Source organism: Bradyrhizobium sp. USDA 4506, from assembly GCF_054058795.1.
The window spans coordinates 8,684,724-8,700,853 of record NZ_JBSSBM010000002.1 but is presented as its reverse complement, the minus strand read 5'-3'; the positions used below and the strand labels follow the sequence as shown (position 1 = coordinate 8,700,853).

At 60.6% G+C, this 16,130-nt stretch carries 14 protein-coding genes and 1 pseudogene; 5 read left to right on the top strand and 10 right to left on the bottom strand.

What is annotated here, in order from left to right:
• Positions 1–362: 362 nt before the first annotated feature.
• The 3 genes from ACVIHF_RS43070 to ACVIHF_RS43060 all read right to left on the bottom strand — a co-directional run bounded on the left by ACVIHF_RS43070 (position 363) and on the right by ACVIHF_RS43060 (position 3,101).
• A complete protein-coding gene (locus tag ACVIHF_RS43070; RefSeq protein WP_456793983.1) occupies positions 363–1,103 on the bottom strand; it encodes a hypothetical protein in 741 nt (246 codons plus the stop codon).
• Positions 1,104–1,276: 173 nt separating this feature from the next.
• On the bottom strand, positions 1,277–1,501 hold the full coding sequence (locus ACVIHF_RS43065; RefSeq protein ID WP_456793982.1) for a hypothetical protein: 225 nt from the start codon (positions 1,499–1,501) through the stop codon (positions 1,277–1,279).
• 178 nt (positions 1,502–1,679) lie between these two features.
• A complete protein-coding gene (locus tag ACVIHF_RS43060; protein ID WP_456793981.1) occupies positions 1,680–3,101 on the bottom strand; it encodes a peptidoglycan recognition protein family protein in 1,422 nt (473 codons plus the stop codon).
• 231 nt (positions 3,102–3,332) lie between these two features.
• Between ACVIHF_RS43060 and ACVIHF_RS43055 the strand changes: the two genes are divergently transcribed.
• On the top strand, positions 3,333–4,415 hold the full coding sequence (locus ACVIHF_RS43055; RefSeq protein WP_456793979.1) for a DUF3616 domain-containing protein: 1,083 nt from the start codon (positions 3,333–3,335) through the stop codon (positions 4,413–4,415).
• A 694-nt stretch (positions 4,416–5,109) separates the two neighbouring features.
• On the opposite strand, the gene ACVIHF_RS43050 is transcribed toward ACVIHF_RS43055, so the two are convergent.
• The 4 genes from ACVIHF_RS43050 to ACVIHF_RS43035 all read right to left on the bottom strand — a co-directional run bounded on the left by ACVIHF_RS43050 (position 5,110) and on the right by ACVIHF_RS43035 (position 8,061).
• Positions 5,110–5,388 (bottom strand): hypothetical protein, encoded by a 279-nt coding sequence (locus tag ACVIHF_RS43050; protein WP_456793978.1) that lies wholly within the window; start codon positions 5,386–5,388, stop codon positions 5,110–5,112.
• Positions 5,385–6,518, bottom strand: a complete 1,134-nt coding sequence (locus ACVIHF_RS43045) for a hypothetical protein (RefSeq protein WP_456793977.1) — start codon at positions 6,516–6,518, stop codon at positions 5,385–5,387. Before ACVIHF_RS43045 ends, ACVIHF_RS43050 begins: the two co-directional genes overlap by 4 nt.
• A gap of 431 nt (positions 6,519–6,949) precedes the next feature.
• A complete protein-coding gene (locus ACVIHF_RS43040) occupies positions 6,950–7,471 on the bottom strand; it encodes a hypothetical protein (protein WP_456793976.1) in 522 nt (173 codons plus the stop codon).
• A gap of 14 nt (positions 7,472–7,485) precedes the next feature.
• On the bottom strand, positions 7,486–8,061 hold the full coding sequence (locus ACVIHF_RS43035; RefSeq protein WP_456793975.1) for a hypothetical protein: 576 nt from the start codon (positions 8,059–8,061) through the stop codon (positions 7,486–7,488).
• A 229-nt stretch (positions 8,062–8,290) separates the two neighbouring features.
• On the opposite strand from ACVIHF_RS43035, the gene ACVIHF_RS43030 reads away from it, so the two are divergent.
• Positions 8,291–10,297 carry a DUF234 domain-containing protein gene (locus tag ACVIHF_RS43030; protein ID WP_456793974.1) on the top strand — a complete coding sequence of 669 codons (2,007 nt, stop codon included), beginning with the start codon at positions 8,291–8,293 and terminating at the stop codon, positions 10,295–10,297.
• Here the strand turns inward: ACVIHF_RS43030 and ACVIHF_RS43025 are convergent.
• A pseudogene (locus ACVIHF_RS43025) lies at positions 10,189–11,204 on the bottom strand (nucleotidyl transferase AbiEii/AbiGii toxin family protein). The gene ACVIHF_RS43030 and the pseudogene ACVIHF_RS43025 overlap by 109 nt on opposite strands.
• Positions 11,194–11,787: a DUF6088 family protein gene (locus ACVIHF_RS43020; RefSeq protein ID WP_456793973.1), complete on the bottom strand. Its 594-nt coding sequence runs from the start codon at positions 11,785–11,787 to the stop codon at positions 11,194–11,196. The pseudogene ACVIHF_RS43025 and the gene ACVIHF_RS43020 overlap by 11 nt, the downstream one beginning before the upstream one ends.
• Before the next feature lie 311 nt (positions 11,788–12,098).
• Between ACVIHF_RS43020 and ACVIHF_RS43015 the strand changes: the two genes are divergently transcribed.
• From ACVIHF_RS43015 to ACVIHF_RS43005, 3 genes are all read left to right on the top strand, one after another.
• Positions 12,099–12,674, top strand: a complete 576-nt coding sequence (locus ACVIHF_RS43015) for a hypothetical protein (RefSeq protein ID WP_456793972.1) — start codon at positions 12,099–12,101, stop codon at positions 12,672–12,674.
• A gap of 316 nt (positions 12,675–12,990) precedes the next feature.
• The gene (locus ACVIHF_RS43010; RefSeq protein WP_456793971.1) at positions 12,991–13,347 is read left to right on the top strand and encodes a hypothetical protein; all 357 of its coding nucleotides are present in this window, start codon (positions 12,991–12,993) and stop codon (positions 13,345–13,347) included.
• A complete protein-coding gene (locus ACVIHF_RS43005; protein ID WP_456793970.1) occupies positions 13,344–14,459 on the top strand; it encodes a hypothetical protein in 1,116 nt (371 codons plus the stop codon). Before ACVIHF_RS43010 ends, ACVIHF_RS43005 begins: the two co-directional genes overlap by 4 nt.
• A gap of 257 nt (positions 14,460–14,716) precedes the next feature.
• Here the strand turns inward: ACVIHF_RS43005 and ACVIHF_RS43000 are convergent, their stop codons facing one another.
• Positions 14,717–16,117 (bottom strand): DUF2272 domain-containing protein, encoded by a 1,401-nt coding sequence (locus ACVIHF_RS43000; protein WP_456793969.1) that lies wholly within the window; start codon positions 16,115–16,117, stop codon positions 14,717–14,719.
• Positions 16,118–16,130: the final 13 nt, after the last annotated feature.

The window sequence follows — 16,130 nt, the reverse complement described above, 5'->3', positions numbered from 1 at the left end:
GCCGGGCTTCTGGCCTCTGAAGATCGATTGACGCAGTCTCGCCCCGACTGTCATCACGCGGGCTTCGGAGAAGGTCGACTGCACCCTGGAAATGAGCGCGAACGCGGGAGTGCTGTCTTCGAAAAGGACGAGATGAGGGGCCGCCGATCCGAGGGAAATGAGCTTCTGCCTGGCCGGCGCGAGGTGCTCTTCCGCGAACTGCGAGTGAAGGATGAGCGTACGGACCGCCTGGCTATGCGAGACGTAGGAATCATCCTCGCCCAGCCAGAGCTCGCATCGCACGAGGTGCGGAGGCTTCTGTATGGACTGGACATTCGTAATCCCGATGTCCATCAGGATACCGGGAGCGTCGAGGGGCTGGGTCATGACAGCTTCAATGGTGAAATGGCCGAAACGACCGCGTCTCGCGTGGCCAGAGGGTGGATCTTGCGCTGCTTCTCGATCGATTCGATCTGGAGGACGGCAAGTGCAGCCGACTTGCAGGCCCATTCCGCCACGGGAGGCTGTGAGAGGATTTCTTCCCACGGCCCGCGCCGGGATGAGGCGGACAGACCCGTGGCGGTTCTGACCGCGTCGCAGGCGCCCAGGAGAAATTCGGAAGGCTTGTCGAAGTCGTGGTGAACGATCGCATTTCGAAGGGTGTTCAGGACGAAGACGGTCGAGAACTCGGACTCAAAATCAATGATCAGCTTGTGGGTTCGCTCGGGACACACGATCAGAAGCAGCGCCTGCAGTTTTTCGCCAATGCTCATCTCGCGCACGTCCTGATATCTCTTCTTCTCTTCCTTGCTGAAGCCGGTGAGCGAGACGCGTGCTTCGGCGACCAGACGCCAGCGCTGCTTCGAGAGCCGCGGGCGGGAGGAAGGACCTTCCGCGAACTTCACCATATGGGGAAGGCCGCGCAAGGCGAAGAGCTCGTGAAGATAGGCGTCCAACGCCGTCCTCGCCATGATGAGTGCCGTGTGCACCTCCGCGGTGCGCGCCAGCGTCCTGGAGCGGGCACGGACCGCGGCCTGCGCCGCAGCTGACAGCAATGTCGGCCAGACGCGGGTCGCCCGCCTCGCGTAACCGGTTGCCGCGTGAGCTCCGTTGGATTTGGTCATCTACCGGTCCGAAGCGTTGTCATGCGTATGACATGATCGCAAAAGATATCGTTCGTGCAAGGTACACCTGACAGCTGCCGACCTAGTGCTTTCCCTGGGTTTGCGGGACAGCGCCCGTCCCCGGAACTTTCCAGCCTGCTCGTGTGATCGATGACCCGGCACACCCGGCTCCGTCAGGAGATGGTGACTTTCATGAAGATCGATCGATCGAGGTTCGAAGCCAGCGTGGAGGCGAGCCGGCGGAGCTGGACCGCCGTGAGGCAGCCGAAGACCTGCGTTGACGCGGTGAGGTGACAGGTTTTCGCATTCGCCCGCCAGGCCTGCTTGCTCGTTCCCGGTCCGGATCGATGCGTCGCGTCCAGTGCCAGCGGTTCAGGAGGCTCGATCACGCCGGACATAATGCTCGCAGGACCAGGAGGAGCCGCTTGTGCGGGGATCGCTGTACGAGTCCCGCTTTCGGCCTCACCATAAAGCGCGCATCGAGGGAATCGACGTGTTGCGGGTTCTTGCCGCCCGTCGCATTTCGAGCGAAGACCCGTGAATGCGACAAGACCTGTTCTTTCCGGAATTGAGCGCTCAAGCCACACCGTCTCCGACGTGATGATGGTCGTCGGCCGGTCGCGCGATCAAGGGTGCATCGACAGGTCTGAGATTTCTGTAATGGCGCTGCACCCTGGCAAGGAAGTCGCTCCAGCCGTTTTCCTTGTGCCGCAGGACCCGGGGGCAGTCCTTTCCGGACCAGTCGTGGTGCTGGTAGACGCCGCTCGGGACGTGAATCCCCAGTCGATACGCCAGCCAGGCTGTCAACAAGGCGGCCCGGTCATAGCAGGCGTCGACGTTGCCGAGATCCGCATTCATGCAGATCTCGATTCCGATGCTGGTCGCGTTACCTTCCCTGGTCGCCGTGTGCCAGGCCACCTCGTTCGTCGGCAGGCTTTGATAGACGAACCTGTCGTCTACCGTGAAATGCCAGGAGACCTTGCGCATCTGCGCATCCGGCCCCTTCATGTAGCGGGCATGCGCCGCTGCGTTTGCACCGGGAGAGTCGTTGTCGGTGTTGTGGATGGTGATCGACGTCGCGGCCATTTGCGTGCCCGGGCGGTTGCTGTTGCCGACCGGCACGTAGTCCTGGACGATGTTCAGCTTGAGCTGCGCCGTATCGAGGTTCATGGTTTCTCCCGTCTGCGAGGTGATGCGTGCGGACTCCCCTCCAGGGTGATCCGCCAGCAATTCCCAGATCTCGTCCGGCGCCGTATCGGCACACCAGAAGCTGCAGGATCGGAGTCCCTGGTTTGCGACGAGTTCGAGAAATTTCGAGGTGGCCGAAAGGCAGGTGGCGACGTCGGGGAAACGGACGTCCTCCGTCATCGTGATGTTGCCGGTCGGCTTGTAGCGGGTAGCGAAATCGGCGGCAGGAATAATCGCCTTGTAGTCGCGGATGGACTTGCGCAGACGCATTCCGGGATCCGCCGTGGTATAATAGACTTGAGGACAGACGTCCTCGATGTGATCCAGGAAGGGTGCGAAAGGCATGTCAGCATGCAACGACGGCTGGTCGTGGCTGGAGAAGGCGATGCCGCGTCCCGCGGATTCGAGCCCCCGCCGGAGCGGATCGAGATAGGCGACAGCCTCGGCTTCGGTCCCGCGGAATCTCGGACTTTGGGGCGTCCGCTCGGCGTCCACCACTACTCCCGCGAGGTCTGCTTCGTCCGTCCAGCCCAGCACGTTCGATGCTTCGCGAACGGCGGCACTGCGGTCAGCACAGAACGGAACGTGCCATCCCCACAGCTGCAGGTCGCGTCTTGACAGTTCATCCGAAAGTGCCGCCAGCTTCGCATGCCGCAGGTTGCCGTCCCGGTCTGCGCCCCGACCGATGCGGATCCAGACCCCGTCGAAATGCGCAAGAGCACATCTCTCCGCAAATTCCGCCGGGTCGGCGCTCCGCAGAACCTGCGCCAGGCTGGTGATGAAGAGGTTGCGTCCTTCGGTTCGCTTCATGGTGGCCCTTCGCCGGCCGTGCCGTCACCGGACAAGATTGAGCCATTTCGTCGGATCGGCGCACCAGGGATTCGCCTGGGGCGGTGCGCACGGAAATCGCTCGACTATCCGCGGTGAGGGCGCCAGTGTCGCAAGGAAGTTCGGCCCGTCGGCGCAGCCCGTATCCTGACGCATGATGATCGGAAGGGTGCAGCGCTACCCGTGATCTCTTGCTCCTGAACGGTGGATCTCATGACCATTCATTCGTCGGCAGTCGCGGTGCTCTCATCTTTGCTGGCGATCGGCGTAGCGCTGCCTTGCCGGGCGGATCCCGAAGTGAAGCCGCTCTCCGGACCGTGGGAAAACGGCCAGTTCACTTTTTCCTCGCACGAGGACAAGACGCGCAGGTCGCTCAGCGGAATCGCTTGTCCGGTTGTCGGATCGAGCTGTCTTGTGGTCTTCGATGAGGGCACGACGGCCCATTACGTCACGATCTCGGGCGATGGATATTCGATCGACAATGCGTTTGTGGAGCTGGTGCCTTCCTCGCCAGGCAAGGAGCTCGATGCGGAAGGTGCGACGACGGACGGGAAGTACTTTTTCGTCACCGGCTCTCACTCCGTGAACCGCAATTCCTGCGACGACAATCCGGACAGTCGATATGTCCTGAGGTTCGCGCTCGATCCCGCGTCCGCAAAGGCACGCATGGATGGCCCGTCCGGGCTTTCAGGGTACAAGGCAACCGGTGCGCTGTGGGAGATGATGGCTCGTCATCCCCTGCTCAAGGATAGTGTCGGCAAGGGAAAATGCCTCGGTACCGAATCTCCACGCGATCGATCCGATCTGACGGGAAAGCGGGGCGTCAACATCGAGGGAATCGCAGCGCGGGATGGACAGCTGCACTTCGGATTGAGGGGCCCCGCGAAGGATGGCCACGCACCAATCTTCACCACCGGCTCTCAGGACCTGTTCGAAAGCTCCGCTCCTGACGGGAGGGTGACGATGCTGCGGGTCGGAGAGGGACGCGGCATCAGGGATCTGGCGCCTGTAAAGGACGGAATCCTCGTGCTCGCAGGCCCCGACGATGACAAGAAAAACGCAAAGGCCGGCTGGATCGTCGGTCTGTGGGACGGAGCACCGGCAGCCCGGGCGGAGCTGAAGGAGCCCGCCTACCTGGCGCTCGAGAGCGTGAAACTGCGGGATTGTGACAAGGATCTGAAGCCGGAAGCCCTGGCCGTCATTGGCGACAGACCGGAGGCGTTCGATATCGTCGTCCTGTCGGACGGCATGTGCGACGGGGGCCCGCTCAGGTTTACCATTCCCCGGAAACGCTAGAACGCGTCTCGCGCGACGGGTTCTCGGCTGCTCGCCGATCGGCCGCCAGGATCTGGAACAGCATCCTTCCGGCAGGCCGGTCCGCAGATTTCTGGTCCGAACGGACGCTACTCGCCGCCAGGATCGACTGGCCGCTTCAGGAGGTCGGACCTCGATGCGGCCAACAGGTCGTTGGCCGGCACGGCAGTTCAGGTGTGGCCGGACGAAAACGGCGCGTCGGCCCATCCGGCGCTCGAACGGGGCCTCCGTCGCGATCAACGTGTGGGCGTCGACCTCAAACCGGCTCGAGGCGCCCGGCGGAATCTGCTGCGAAGACTGCAAGGTTGCCGGGACCGCGATGAGGCCGAAAGGTCCTGGACGGCTTTCGGTGCGGCCGGGGCAGATCGACCGCCGCGAGCATGAGTCTGCGCCTCCAGTCGCGCCGACTGCGGATGCGCTTCATTCGGAAACGAATCTCAACGCCGCCTCGAGGCCATCGAAATTCCCGTCGATTCCATCAGGCCCGTGCTCGAACGCCCTCCACTGCTCGCGGCCCTGAACGACCAAGCTTCCGCCCTCTCGGGCTCGTTCGCGGCGGCGCAGCACCGCCAGCCTTCCGCTGCGACGCCTGACCCGCCGGCGGGCAGCCGCAACGGCAGCGAAGGAGCAACCGCCTTGCCCGAGACCGCGGTGACAACGCAATGCTCCTTGAGCCCTAGAAACGACGCGGCACGTTGGGCAATCGAGGAACGTTGATATTGGGCGTCTTGGGAACATTCAGGCCATCCGCAGGTCGAAGGGCGTTCGTGCCCTCGCCGCCAGTGCCCTTCCTCGAACCAATGCCGCCGGAATCGTCGGCCCCGGAGCCGCGAAGTCCGCTGCACACGTCGGGATTGCGGTCGCAGATACCGCCTGGACCGGGTGTCTGCGCCTGTGCGGAGAGCGAGCAAAGCAGTGAAACAAGCCCCGCACCAATGAATGACGTCCTCATCATGAGCCATCTCCCGGAATCCACCTTACGCTTCGATACCCGAACGCCACCGGCCTCTGAAGAATGTCTACGGTCGAGATCACGGACGAGTTGCCGAACTGCAAGGAAGTCGTCACTCCTGGTGAAGTGGGTGCCGGCTTCGCCGTCTCGCCCGTGACGTCACCTTCCGGCTTGCCGGATGCAACCGGGGTGCCTGCCGAAGCGCTGTTGTCTTCCAGCCTGGCGGTCGGCAGCGGAACCGGCGGCATCTCGGCGCCACCCGAGGCCAAGGCACTTCCTCTCCCGGCCCTTCTGATGGTGGTGTGCATTGAACGCGTCAGAAACACACGTGAGACCAGCGCGATTTCCAGGGCGTAGCGAGGCCGCTTCTTTTTCGTCCCGGGATCCTCAACCTGGTCGAAGATCTTGCTGCCGACCACTATCGACATTTGCTTGCGGGCCTCCGCATCGGTGCACTGCAGTTTCATCACCGGATCCCTGCAAAATTTCGTCAGCTCGTGCTCGGCCATGAGACCTGGCAGGCCGTAGGATTCGGCGGCCGAGATCCTGACTTCCGTCGTGACGTCGGAAGCTGCAGAGCCGCCGAACGCTCCGCCAAACCAGCGGGGCGTGTTCGCGCGTATATTGGCCGCCCGGGTGCTTGCGATCGTGAATCCGGGAAAAAGAACGAGCGGCAGGTCACCCCGGGTCGTCTGCGTTCCAAAGATCGAGTTTTGGGAAGAAGTGAATTTCCAGGGCTTTCCATCTCCTGGCGGGTCGGGTGTCTCCGGAAATTTGTACATTTCGGCATAGGTCTGCTCGAGCTGCGCGGACAGATCAAGGTGCCACAGTTTGAGCGCCTTGACTGCGATCGGCTCCTTTTCCAGGTTCTTCAGGGCATCGTCGGTGATCAGGACGAACACGTCCCCCACCGCGATGTCTTCCTGAGGAGGATAGACCGGCTCGATACCAAGACGTGCGATCGCTTCGTTCCATTGCTGTGCGACGGACATCTCTGCCGGGACAGGTTCGACCCATCTGAAAGAGAAATACGCCGCGGCGCCAAGAGCCCCCAGCGCGACCACTCCGATCGCTATTCGCTTCAGAAACAGATGCCCGTTCGCCGGGGACGGCCTGCCGTCTGTGACGCTCATCCGTCAGATCCTCCACATCGCAGCGGACAGCATGTCCGATGCCGGAGAGTTTCTGAACCAGGGAGATCACCGGGGTGGCCTTCACCTGCACCTTTGCGCCTTGGCCGCCAACACTGCGACATGGTCGATAAGGAAGCGGAAGAAGGCCCTGTCGGCAGAAACGCGGTGTGGAAAAACGACCTCAACAAATTGCGGGCCTGGCGACCGAGCAGGTCTGGAAGGCGAACGCATTCGGCTCGTTCCTTTGCTCGCATGAGGTCATTTTCGCGATGCTGGCGACCCGTCCCCCTTGTTGTCTTCGAAGGAGCACCGAGCCTTAACGATCGTGGCGAACGCTTGCTTTCCGCCATGCGCGGCCAGGTGCCGCACTCGACCTGCTCCGCACACTCGCGAGCCCACGGCCATGCCTGGATCGGGGGCGCACGGGGATATCAATGTCTGGGGCAGTTCTTTTCAGCGACGCATCTGACGCACTGGATCGCCCAGGTCTTCAAGTTCTCGGCTGTGGGTTGGCGGATGATCACTCCCCGAATGCGAATGTTTTGCCACGCCCGCCCCTCTCCAGGTCCTTTGCCATCACATGCAACGGGCACGGTAACCGTCCGATTGTCCGCCGATATTTTCGGTTGACCATACCTGCCGTTGTTCTGACTTATATTCTCGACGGTGATCGCATCGAGCGAGCGGTTTTGAATGATCGTTCCCGCTGGTGCGGTGTAGGTTACTGCCCCACTCCTGTCGTCCCGGCGAATGCGGGGCGGAAAACCCACGACATCCCCGGCCGGGCAAGTGATTTCCCCTTCCTGGGTGAACTGTTGCGGGCTTTCGTATGCGGCCTGCTGATCGGCCATGCATTGATCGATCTCGTCTGACCAGGCAGCGCGCGTGGAATGCGCCATGACGAGCAACAAGGCTGCAACTGTCGCCGCGCGGCGACGCACTGACCTCGGCATATTGAGTGCTCCCTTCACCTGCCGGCCTGCAGGCACTGACGTGATTGGACCGTCACCTCCGCCACGGACAATTTTTCCTTGTCGATCGCGTTCAGGCAGGCGTTGACACGCGCCACATCGACCTGCGGCCCCTGCCCGGAAGGCGAAGCAGCAGGCGTTTCCGAGCGTGGTACCGGCTGGATGACCGGTGGCGACTGGGTCGGCTTCTCGGATTGGGAGACAGCGACCGACTGACCGAACGTGACGAGTTCTGCAAATGAACCCGGCCATCGGAAAAAGAAACAACTAATGCAAAGCCCCAACACCACGCAAATGCTGAGGGTGAAGGCCCATACGATTACGAACACCGGCAGGCGCAGGATGACGAGGCCCTGGCGCTCGCGACCGAGGATCCGCGCTATGGCAGAAACGATGAAGAACAGGATGAGCAATACGAGAATGACGATTGCGCCAAGGGCGGCAACATTCCAACTGATACGGAATGACTCGATGATTGCCAGCACTGCGACGATGGCGATCGCGGGCCATACAATCCGCGTGGCGGGATACTCTCGATTTGCCTCGCGCAAGAGTTCAAAAGGCGAAACCATGCGAATTCCTCAATTCAACAATCATTTCGCAAGACCAAGGCGATCGCCGACCGCGTTAGACGCAATATCATGTACCTAAAGAAGCAACAGAAAACTTTTTGATTATCCAGGCTTGGGCAGCCTACAATCTAGAGATGTGATATCGTTGTCAAGGTGAGCAATGGCGGCGCTTGTGACTCAAAATCAACCCGATGTATGAGACGTCGTGCGCGATTCCGCAGGAAGGTCGATGACTCCTTACAATTTCGCATTGGATACGTTTCTCGATCGCCGCGAGATGCGATCGCTGATCATCAGCGATACGAGGCTTCAGCCAGACCATTTCAAGTTTGACAAGGATCAAGCGAACGCGCTCATTGAGCAATTTCGCGCCAGCGCCCCCGACTTCTGCCGGACATATGACACCTTCATTGCCATCTTCGATGATTTGCGAAGCGCACTCGCGTCCTATCGCCTGTCCGCGCAACACGCGGAGCCGATACGCCGGTCCGCGGTTCTGTTGTCCCTGCTAGACGGTTTCCACATATTCGACCAACCATTCATTCGACCATCGGATTCCGACACGATCCCCGAATCCGACCTGATGAACCTTCGCGCCCTCCGGACAGCCGACGGCAACAACTATTCAGCCGACGATCTCCTGGAGGGCATTTTCGACGCCCTCAAGGGTACACTGGATTATTGCGCATTCCTCAGGACGCAAGCAGATCGAGGCGATAGTGCAAGGCCGGATCTTCGCTTGTTATTCAGAGTGTTCAATCAGTTCCGGGTTTACAAGAACGACTGGTTTGAATGCCTTTGTCTCGGCAATGAGGTGGACGTCGAGCCGGAAGCGCTCGCGGATAATGCTATTGAGATCGCCCAACGAATTGGTCTGGCGCGCGAGAGCTCGCTGAGAATGCAGCACGTCTCCTTCGGTGCATTCAAAGGGTTCGCGGCCGCGCAACACCGGTTTGTCGACGGTCAGTTACGCGTGGGGCGGAAAAATCGGCGGGATTTCGCGAAATTCCGCGCGAGCATGCACGATCACATCGCCTACCCGTTCCTGCGCCACGTCATTCGGGATATCAGCGCGGATAGTCCGGCATCGTGTACCCTCGATATATATCTTCTTCTCAGTTTCATTTCACTCGGAAACCTCACTCGGTACGGCCTCAAGGCCGAGAGCGGCTCATATTTGTTCGATACGGCCTCGTTCCGGAAGTTCGTCGCGGCCATTCTCGGCATCGACGAGAAGTTCGCCGTTGAGCAGTTGGCGCGATTTGAGTTCGTACCAGGTCAAAAGCACGACATATGGTTCACGCCACTCGTTCCTCTCGGGACGAACTACGCGCTCCTCTCGCCAATGTGCGCTCATGCGAACTTCGAGCGTTTCGTCGAACATATGATTTCGCGCGCCGACGGCATCGACCTTGGCAGGCGCTTCGAATCCTACGTCGCCGACCTGACGGCACGTGCCATTAGACGGGCGTCGCTGCCTTTCTCGGTCCAGGGACGCGGAAAGCTTTGGGCGAACGCGACGACTTTCGAAGAGATCGATCTCCTGATCCTGGCCGATAAGGCGATCTATGTCGGGGAAGTGAAATACGATGCGTTCTCGGCCGAACCGCTCACGATTTTTCAGCATGTGGAGAAGATGGCGGGCGCGTGCAGACAGGCGGCAAAAAAGGCCGACTTCGTCAAGGCCAATTGGTCGATACTCAGTTCTGACCCGGGTTGGCCGGCCGACGTCGAAAGGGTGATTCCGTTTGCCCTGACTGAAAAGACTTTTCTGAATGGCTTTTCGTTCCGAGGTATCCCCATCGTTGCTCTCAGGGATTTCGAGGACTTTTTTGACGGCCGGATCCTGTTCAATGTGAGCCTGGGCAAGGGTGGCAGTATGTCCGGCGGGGCCTTCCAGAAAACCTTCCAGAGTCGCCAGTCCGCGGCCGTCGATCTCGAAACGTATCTGAACGAGTCCCTCAGACGACGGGAATTCGCAAGCGCCTCAAAATCCGGGCTATCGACCGCAGACCGACACAAGAGGTCAGAACTTCCTACCGCAGATATGAATTCGAAGTTGTTAACGTGGTTTCGTCCACCGATCGGGATTCGCCTTAGCGTATCCTGCCGATGCTGGGTGGCGGTTCAGGACGGCTTGTTGGCTCGCGTTTCAATGTCCGCACAGCGCCGCATCAACTCATCGAACTTGTCTGGCGTATCGAGCAAAAGACCGTCATCCACCATGTGCTTGTAATCTTGCTCCAGGACGTCTCGCGTCTCTCCCTCAGGGACGAGCCTCAATGCACCACCGACAGCTGCGCGATAGTCGATGATCGAGCCTGCAGCATCCTTTTCCGAGAAGAACCAGGATTTGTGCTCCGCGACGACCCCAGCAAGCTTCCGGTCTTTCAGTGCCTTCTCTGCAATTCCGGAATCGTCCAATCGAACAAGATCGTACCAGTGGCGAGCGAAACGCTCGCCTTTTAATTTGCCTTGAACGCAAAAGACATGGATCGCGGTAGCCTTTCCCAGAAGGTACGCTCTGCTTTCATGGTCTTCGGCTTGGCCGTGGGAAATTCGAGCGTCTCGAGATATTGGCCGGCGTCGCAAACGACCTCGTGTATCTCGCTCGGCTCGCCCGTCGATCGTGCGCCGAATTCGAGCATCACCGCAGGACTTACATAACCGCTGCCGGTCTCCAAAGGATCGTATGTGACGAAGATCTTGTCGTCCTTGGCTTCAGCCTTTGCGTTAAGCTTGTCATCCTTCAGGCGCTGGTTAATGACGGGCAGCGCCTGGTCTCGAACCCAGACGGGAAGGCGCTCTCGCGCCTGCGCGCTCCATTTCTTGCCCTGACTGCGATTCTGAGGGACAGGGTTGTCGTCGTTCGTGTTCACGAGATCCGGAGCTATTGTCCGGATATCGTAGGTCAGATCGACATCTTCCGAAAAACGGCGGATGGCACCGTAGGCCTTCGAGAGCGACGTTCCGCCCTTGAAGACGAGATGCTCGCCCAGCGCCGAGGAGAAAAGCGCGTTCAAACACCAGACGACCCAGACGTCCTTCTCGAGCAGATGGGCTGGCCGTCCCGAGTTTGAGGCAGCAACGCCGAGCGCCTCTCGACGCTCGGCGTCCGATAGATTTAAGAACTTATCCGACACGCAGTTCGCTTACCGGTCTGGCAAGCCAAGTCGGCAATGAAGAGGCGGCGGACTTCAGCTCGCTCACTTCAGTCGGAGTGAGTTTCTGACTGACGGACCGCAGCGCTTGTCGTGCCGTCTTTGGACCAACCCAGGCAAGCGCGCGCACCACCTCGCCTGCTCGACGGTTTGCAAGGGTGAGCTGCCAACCAGGTGCATGCTTGAGCTCCACGATTTGCTTGCCGAGGTGAAGCTCGCGAGACGGACCGGACGTCAGGTAAACTTGGCGAACAGGTACCTGCGTTGTCAAGCCAAGACGGTTAGCCGCCGCAGCTCCGCTGGACACGATGGTCTCACCGCTACGGACCCTGGTTTCCTCGACGACCTTCTCGACCGACGGAGCTCTGACTCCGAAACGGCTTTCGACCGGACGCAAATAGATCCCTCGTCTCGCGCGCAGGAGTTTTCCTCGCTCGGTAAGACGCGACAGAGCCTGATCGATGGCGGCCCGCTTTCCAAGATGCAAAAGTGCCTTGGCAGCAATCGGCGCGCCTTCCGGCAGCTCTTTGGTGAATTCCAGAATCCGGGTGCTCAAGGTGGTCATGGCGCATACTCCAGTGTCAGAAACATAGGCGAGCTTCTGACACTCTACAAGCACCAGCCTCAAAAATATCTCTAAACAAAATCAATGGCTTGCCGTAATATGACCGATTCGGCCCTTCTTGGGGCGGGCAAATGGAGCCATTTCCCCCCTCCCCCGGGAAAGCGACCTATGCCAATCCGCCCGATGGTTCCCGCCCTGGAGCTGGGCGGGCGGCTCCCACGCTTCAGATATTGTGGGGACTAACGAGGAGCATTACGCGCCGGTTTGCATGAGGCGACGTAATTCTGCTCGTCGACAACGCTCAACAACCGATGCAGGCCGCGTCCCTCTCGGTGATACGGGCCGCGGCGTTAGGCGGTCATCCACAGCAGAAGCTGGCCATCGCCTTCACGCAGTTCGATCAGGTCAAGGGCGTCAACCTTCCGGGCTTCGCCGAAAAGCGAGCATACGTCATGGCGTCCGTGACGACCGAAGTCGCGCTTTCGTCGATCAGACAGCAGGTCTACACCGATCTTCACCGGATCGTCGAACGCAGGTCGGTGCAGGACCACGACGATTGGCGCGCGGCGTACGATCTGCGCGGCCAGAACTCCACGTTCGGCCGCGCTCAGGAAATAAATGCAATCTTCGAAGCGGGCGCGCCGATCGCGCCTACCGTGATAAATTCGGTCGCAGCCGAATTCATTCAGGAAATGCGGCGCCTCGTCTATCAGGCGATCGTTGCCAATGGAGGCGCAGGCCGACGATCCTGGTTAGTGCTCGCTGCCGCGTTCTGGTGTGGCGTCGACTGTTTACGCGGGCAGATTCGCCTGGAAACCGGAATCGTTCTTCGAACAGGAGCACAGACCAACGCCCGGTCAGGCACTGCCTCATGGAATCGGGCGTGACCCGGAGCTGGCGCAGCTTCCAAATACCGCATGCGGCAGGAGGCGTTCCGAATTCTGCCAACCCGGTTTGCCCGGGGCATTATACAAGGTCCGGCGCCCGACTTTGCCAATCTGCGAGCGGAGTGGAGATGATTGCCTCGTGGCCGACGGGAACACCGTCGCGATCCCTCGCGATCGGGAGACGGGCTCTTCCACCCGGACCTCATGCCGAAATTTTTCCTGCCGGTGATCCGGGCCCGATGGAGATCATGCTCGGGATTCCCCTGGTTTTCGCCTCGTCGGCCGGGTGTCACACTTGGTTCGGGGAGGACCAGGGATGGGCACGAAACCGGGGAATAAACCAAAGGCAGCAGCGACGCCGTTCGCGCAGGCGACGGTTCAGCACGCGCAGGCTCTGCAGGCCAGGACGATAAGGGATGTCCAGATCGTCTCGCGGATCGTCACGGCTCTCGGGCTGAGACCGCCGATCAAGCCGGCCACGCCTCTGTCCAGGCTTCTCGGCGGTGATGCAAACAACTGGGATATCGCGCTGATGCTGATGGCGTACCCGTCGTTCAAACACGATGGTCTCGTCCTTCAGAAGGGCGACGCGATGAACGCGGATACGCTCGGCGATATGGGGGATCTGGTATTCGCATGGTATGCCTCCGATGGCTGGACGATCCAGACATGAGAAACCGTGCCGCGATCGCGCTTTTGCTGCTTGCGACCACACCGATATCGCTCGCCCGGGCCGCAACTCCCGATATCGAGCACGCCAGCATCGACGAATTGAAGAAGCGGGATGCTGCTCTCGAAAAGGAGAAGGCGGCCATCCAGAAGCGTCTCAGGGAGCTCTCCCACAAGCAGGGAGGCGCTTTCGAGCGTGGCGCCGCAAAGCTCTTTCCCAATCCGCCGGACAGTCCGGCCGCGGATCCGGAGAAGACCTCATTCTGCAATCAGGACCAGCGTCTGTTCGTCAGAGCCGACAGCCTCGACAATTTTCTCTACATGGCACCGTCGGTCGAGAACGCGACCGGCGCTTCCGTCAGCTACACCGGCGACACGGTCGCCAGGACCGGCACGCTCGCGGTCGACGGGCAGGTATCCTACGTACTCTTCCGCGACCTGTGTCCGGACACTCCGAAAAAGTACATTCCCTTCGTATCGGGCTGGGCCGTCGTGCCCTTCGTCTCCGCCACCGGAAACCTGACCTCGCCGCGCGCCAGGAGCGAAGAAAGCTCGACCAAGATCGGCGTCGATACCCAGTTCGAGCTGGCGCGAAGTTTCGGCATCTTCGGCGACTTTCCGCTGCGCCAGGTGTTCACATTCTCCCCCTACTACCAGACGGATTTCCGCGGCGAGGCACGCGCCTGGGGCTTCAACGGCTATTGGGACGCGTATGACCTGCGGTACCATCTGGGTGGCTATCTCAAGACCGATCCCTACCTCGGATGGTTCGTTCAGCTGCGCGGAGAAACCGACATCCGGCAGGTCGATATTCCGGGCGTGACCGGGCTGACGAGATCGAGCTACGAGTGGGCGGGAGCGACCGCGAGGCTGACGATGGTCTTCCTGCCGTTCGCGGACGTCCCGGACTGGCTGCAGAACAGGTTCAGCTTCGTCGCCACCGCGAAATACTTCCACGACTTCAATTCCGGAATGGACGTCAGTCTGTACCAGGCCCTGCTGAAATACAAACTCAATCCCTATTCCTCGATCGGGTTCGAGTACACGAACGGCACTGACAAGGACACGCTCACCTACTCCCGGAAGTACCTGGTCAAACTTCTCTATGCGCAGTGAGCTGGGCCGTGACTGACAACGAGCCCGGGGACGGCGCGGGATCGCGCCGGTTCTGACGCGATATCTTCGGTCATGCGTCCTCCCTCCGGCCGTTTCGTTCAACGCGCAAATTCGGCCGGAGGCTGCGTACCCGGAAAACGCCCGAAAGATGACTGACAGCTTTCTCCCGGATATATGCCTACGGGCTTGTGATCGACATTTCGATATGTCGCGCGGAGATTTGAGATTCGCAGCGACATATCGTCGGATCAATCGTTTCACAGTCTGCAGCGCATGATCCCGAAGAGGTTCTCGCCCCCCTCGGTCGCGGGCTGCAAATAGCCCCCTCCATTCAATCCCAGCGGACGCTTCGTGACCGAGTCGCCAACGTTGCCACCTACCACCTGCACCTGACCGGCGGCGACCTCCACCACGACGTCGCAATGGCCCGCATAGTGACCACCGTTCTGGTGCTGGTAGTCGATGCTCGCCTGTCGCGCCCAGCAGACGATATCTCCCGCCTGGGGCTTCCATTCGTTCAGTTGATAGCAGTAATAGCCTGCCTCGGAGTTGCCCTGCAGCAGGTCCCTGATCGCGCGGAAGATGTAGAACGAATGCTGCGGATAATAATTGAAGCGGTCCCCCGCCCCGGCCGTCTTCATGACCCAGGAAATGAATGCCGCGGACCATGGAACGCTGCGATCCCGCCCGGTGAGAGTACCGTCGCCAACCCCGTCCTTCCAGTATTCGCCCACATACCGGTAGTACGGATCCTCTCCTTCCTTGTGTCCGATATGGGTGGCGTGTCCGGAGATATCATAGGTCTGCTCGCCGAACCTGCGCCATTCCCCGAGAGCGACGCTGGCCGCACGCGCGCCGAAGCCGCCCGGGGTGGCAGGAACAGCCGCAGCAACCGACGCGGCGGCAGCAGCGGGAGCCGGTGCCACCGCGAGGGCAGCCGCAACATCGGGCGCAGCGACCATGGCCGCCTCGAGATTGGCGTTGGCACGACTTGTCATCGTATCCGATGCGACCGCTGACGCGGGCCTGACCCAGACGGGCTTTGTCTTCGCCAGCCAGAGGCGGCGGTCCCTTATGCCGGTCTGGCCGCCGTTGATCGCGTAGGTGACGCCGACGATGTCGTCGCGATCGGCGAGCTGGTTGCAGGTCTTCCCGCCGTACCCGCTCGCGGCCCACTCCGCCGCGGCTATCTCGAGGCAATGATCGCGATGGAATGCCAGCTCAGGATTGCCCTCGAGGTCGATCCCCAGTTGCTGTCCGTACCTGGCGTACGAGGCTCTGCCGGTGATCTGAAGCAATCCTCGCCCACGGTAGCGGAATCCGTCTCCGGGGTTCGTGTTTCCAAGCCGTCCGCCGTAGACGTAGTTTCCGAGCTTCTCCTCGTTGTAGGCGTACTGCCCGGCGATATCGATGGTCGGAAAGCGGTGAGGCCAGACCTCCATCAGGCGCGAAGGTGAATACCGCAGACTTTCGATCTGCACGTGGAAGCCGCCCGTCTCCTCAAGCATCTGGGCGAAGAAGTGCGCCAGCCTCAGGCCGTTGTCCGAAATCCGGTATCTGGAAAGAATGTCGTTGACGTCGGCCGCGCCGAAACCGGCGGCGTATTCGTCGTTCATTCCGGGAGCCAGCGAATGAACCTGTGCAAACGTTACGTCCATGGCAATTGATCCT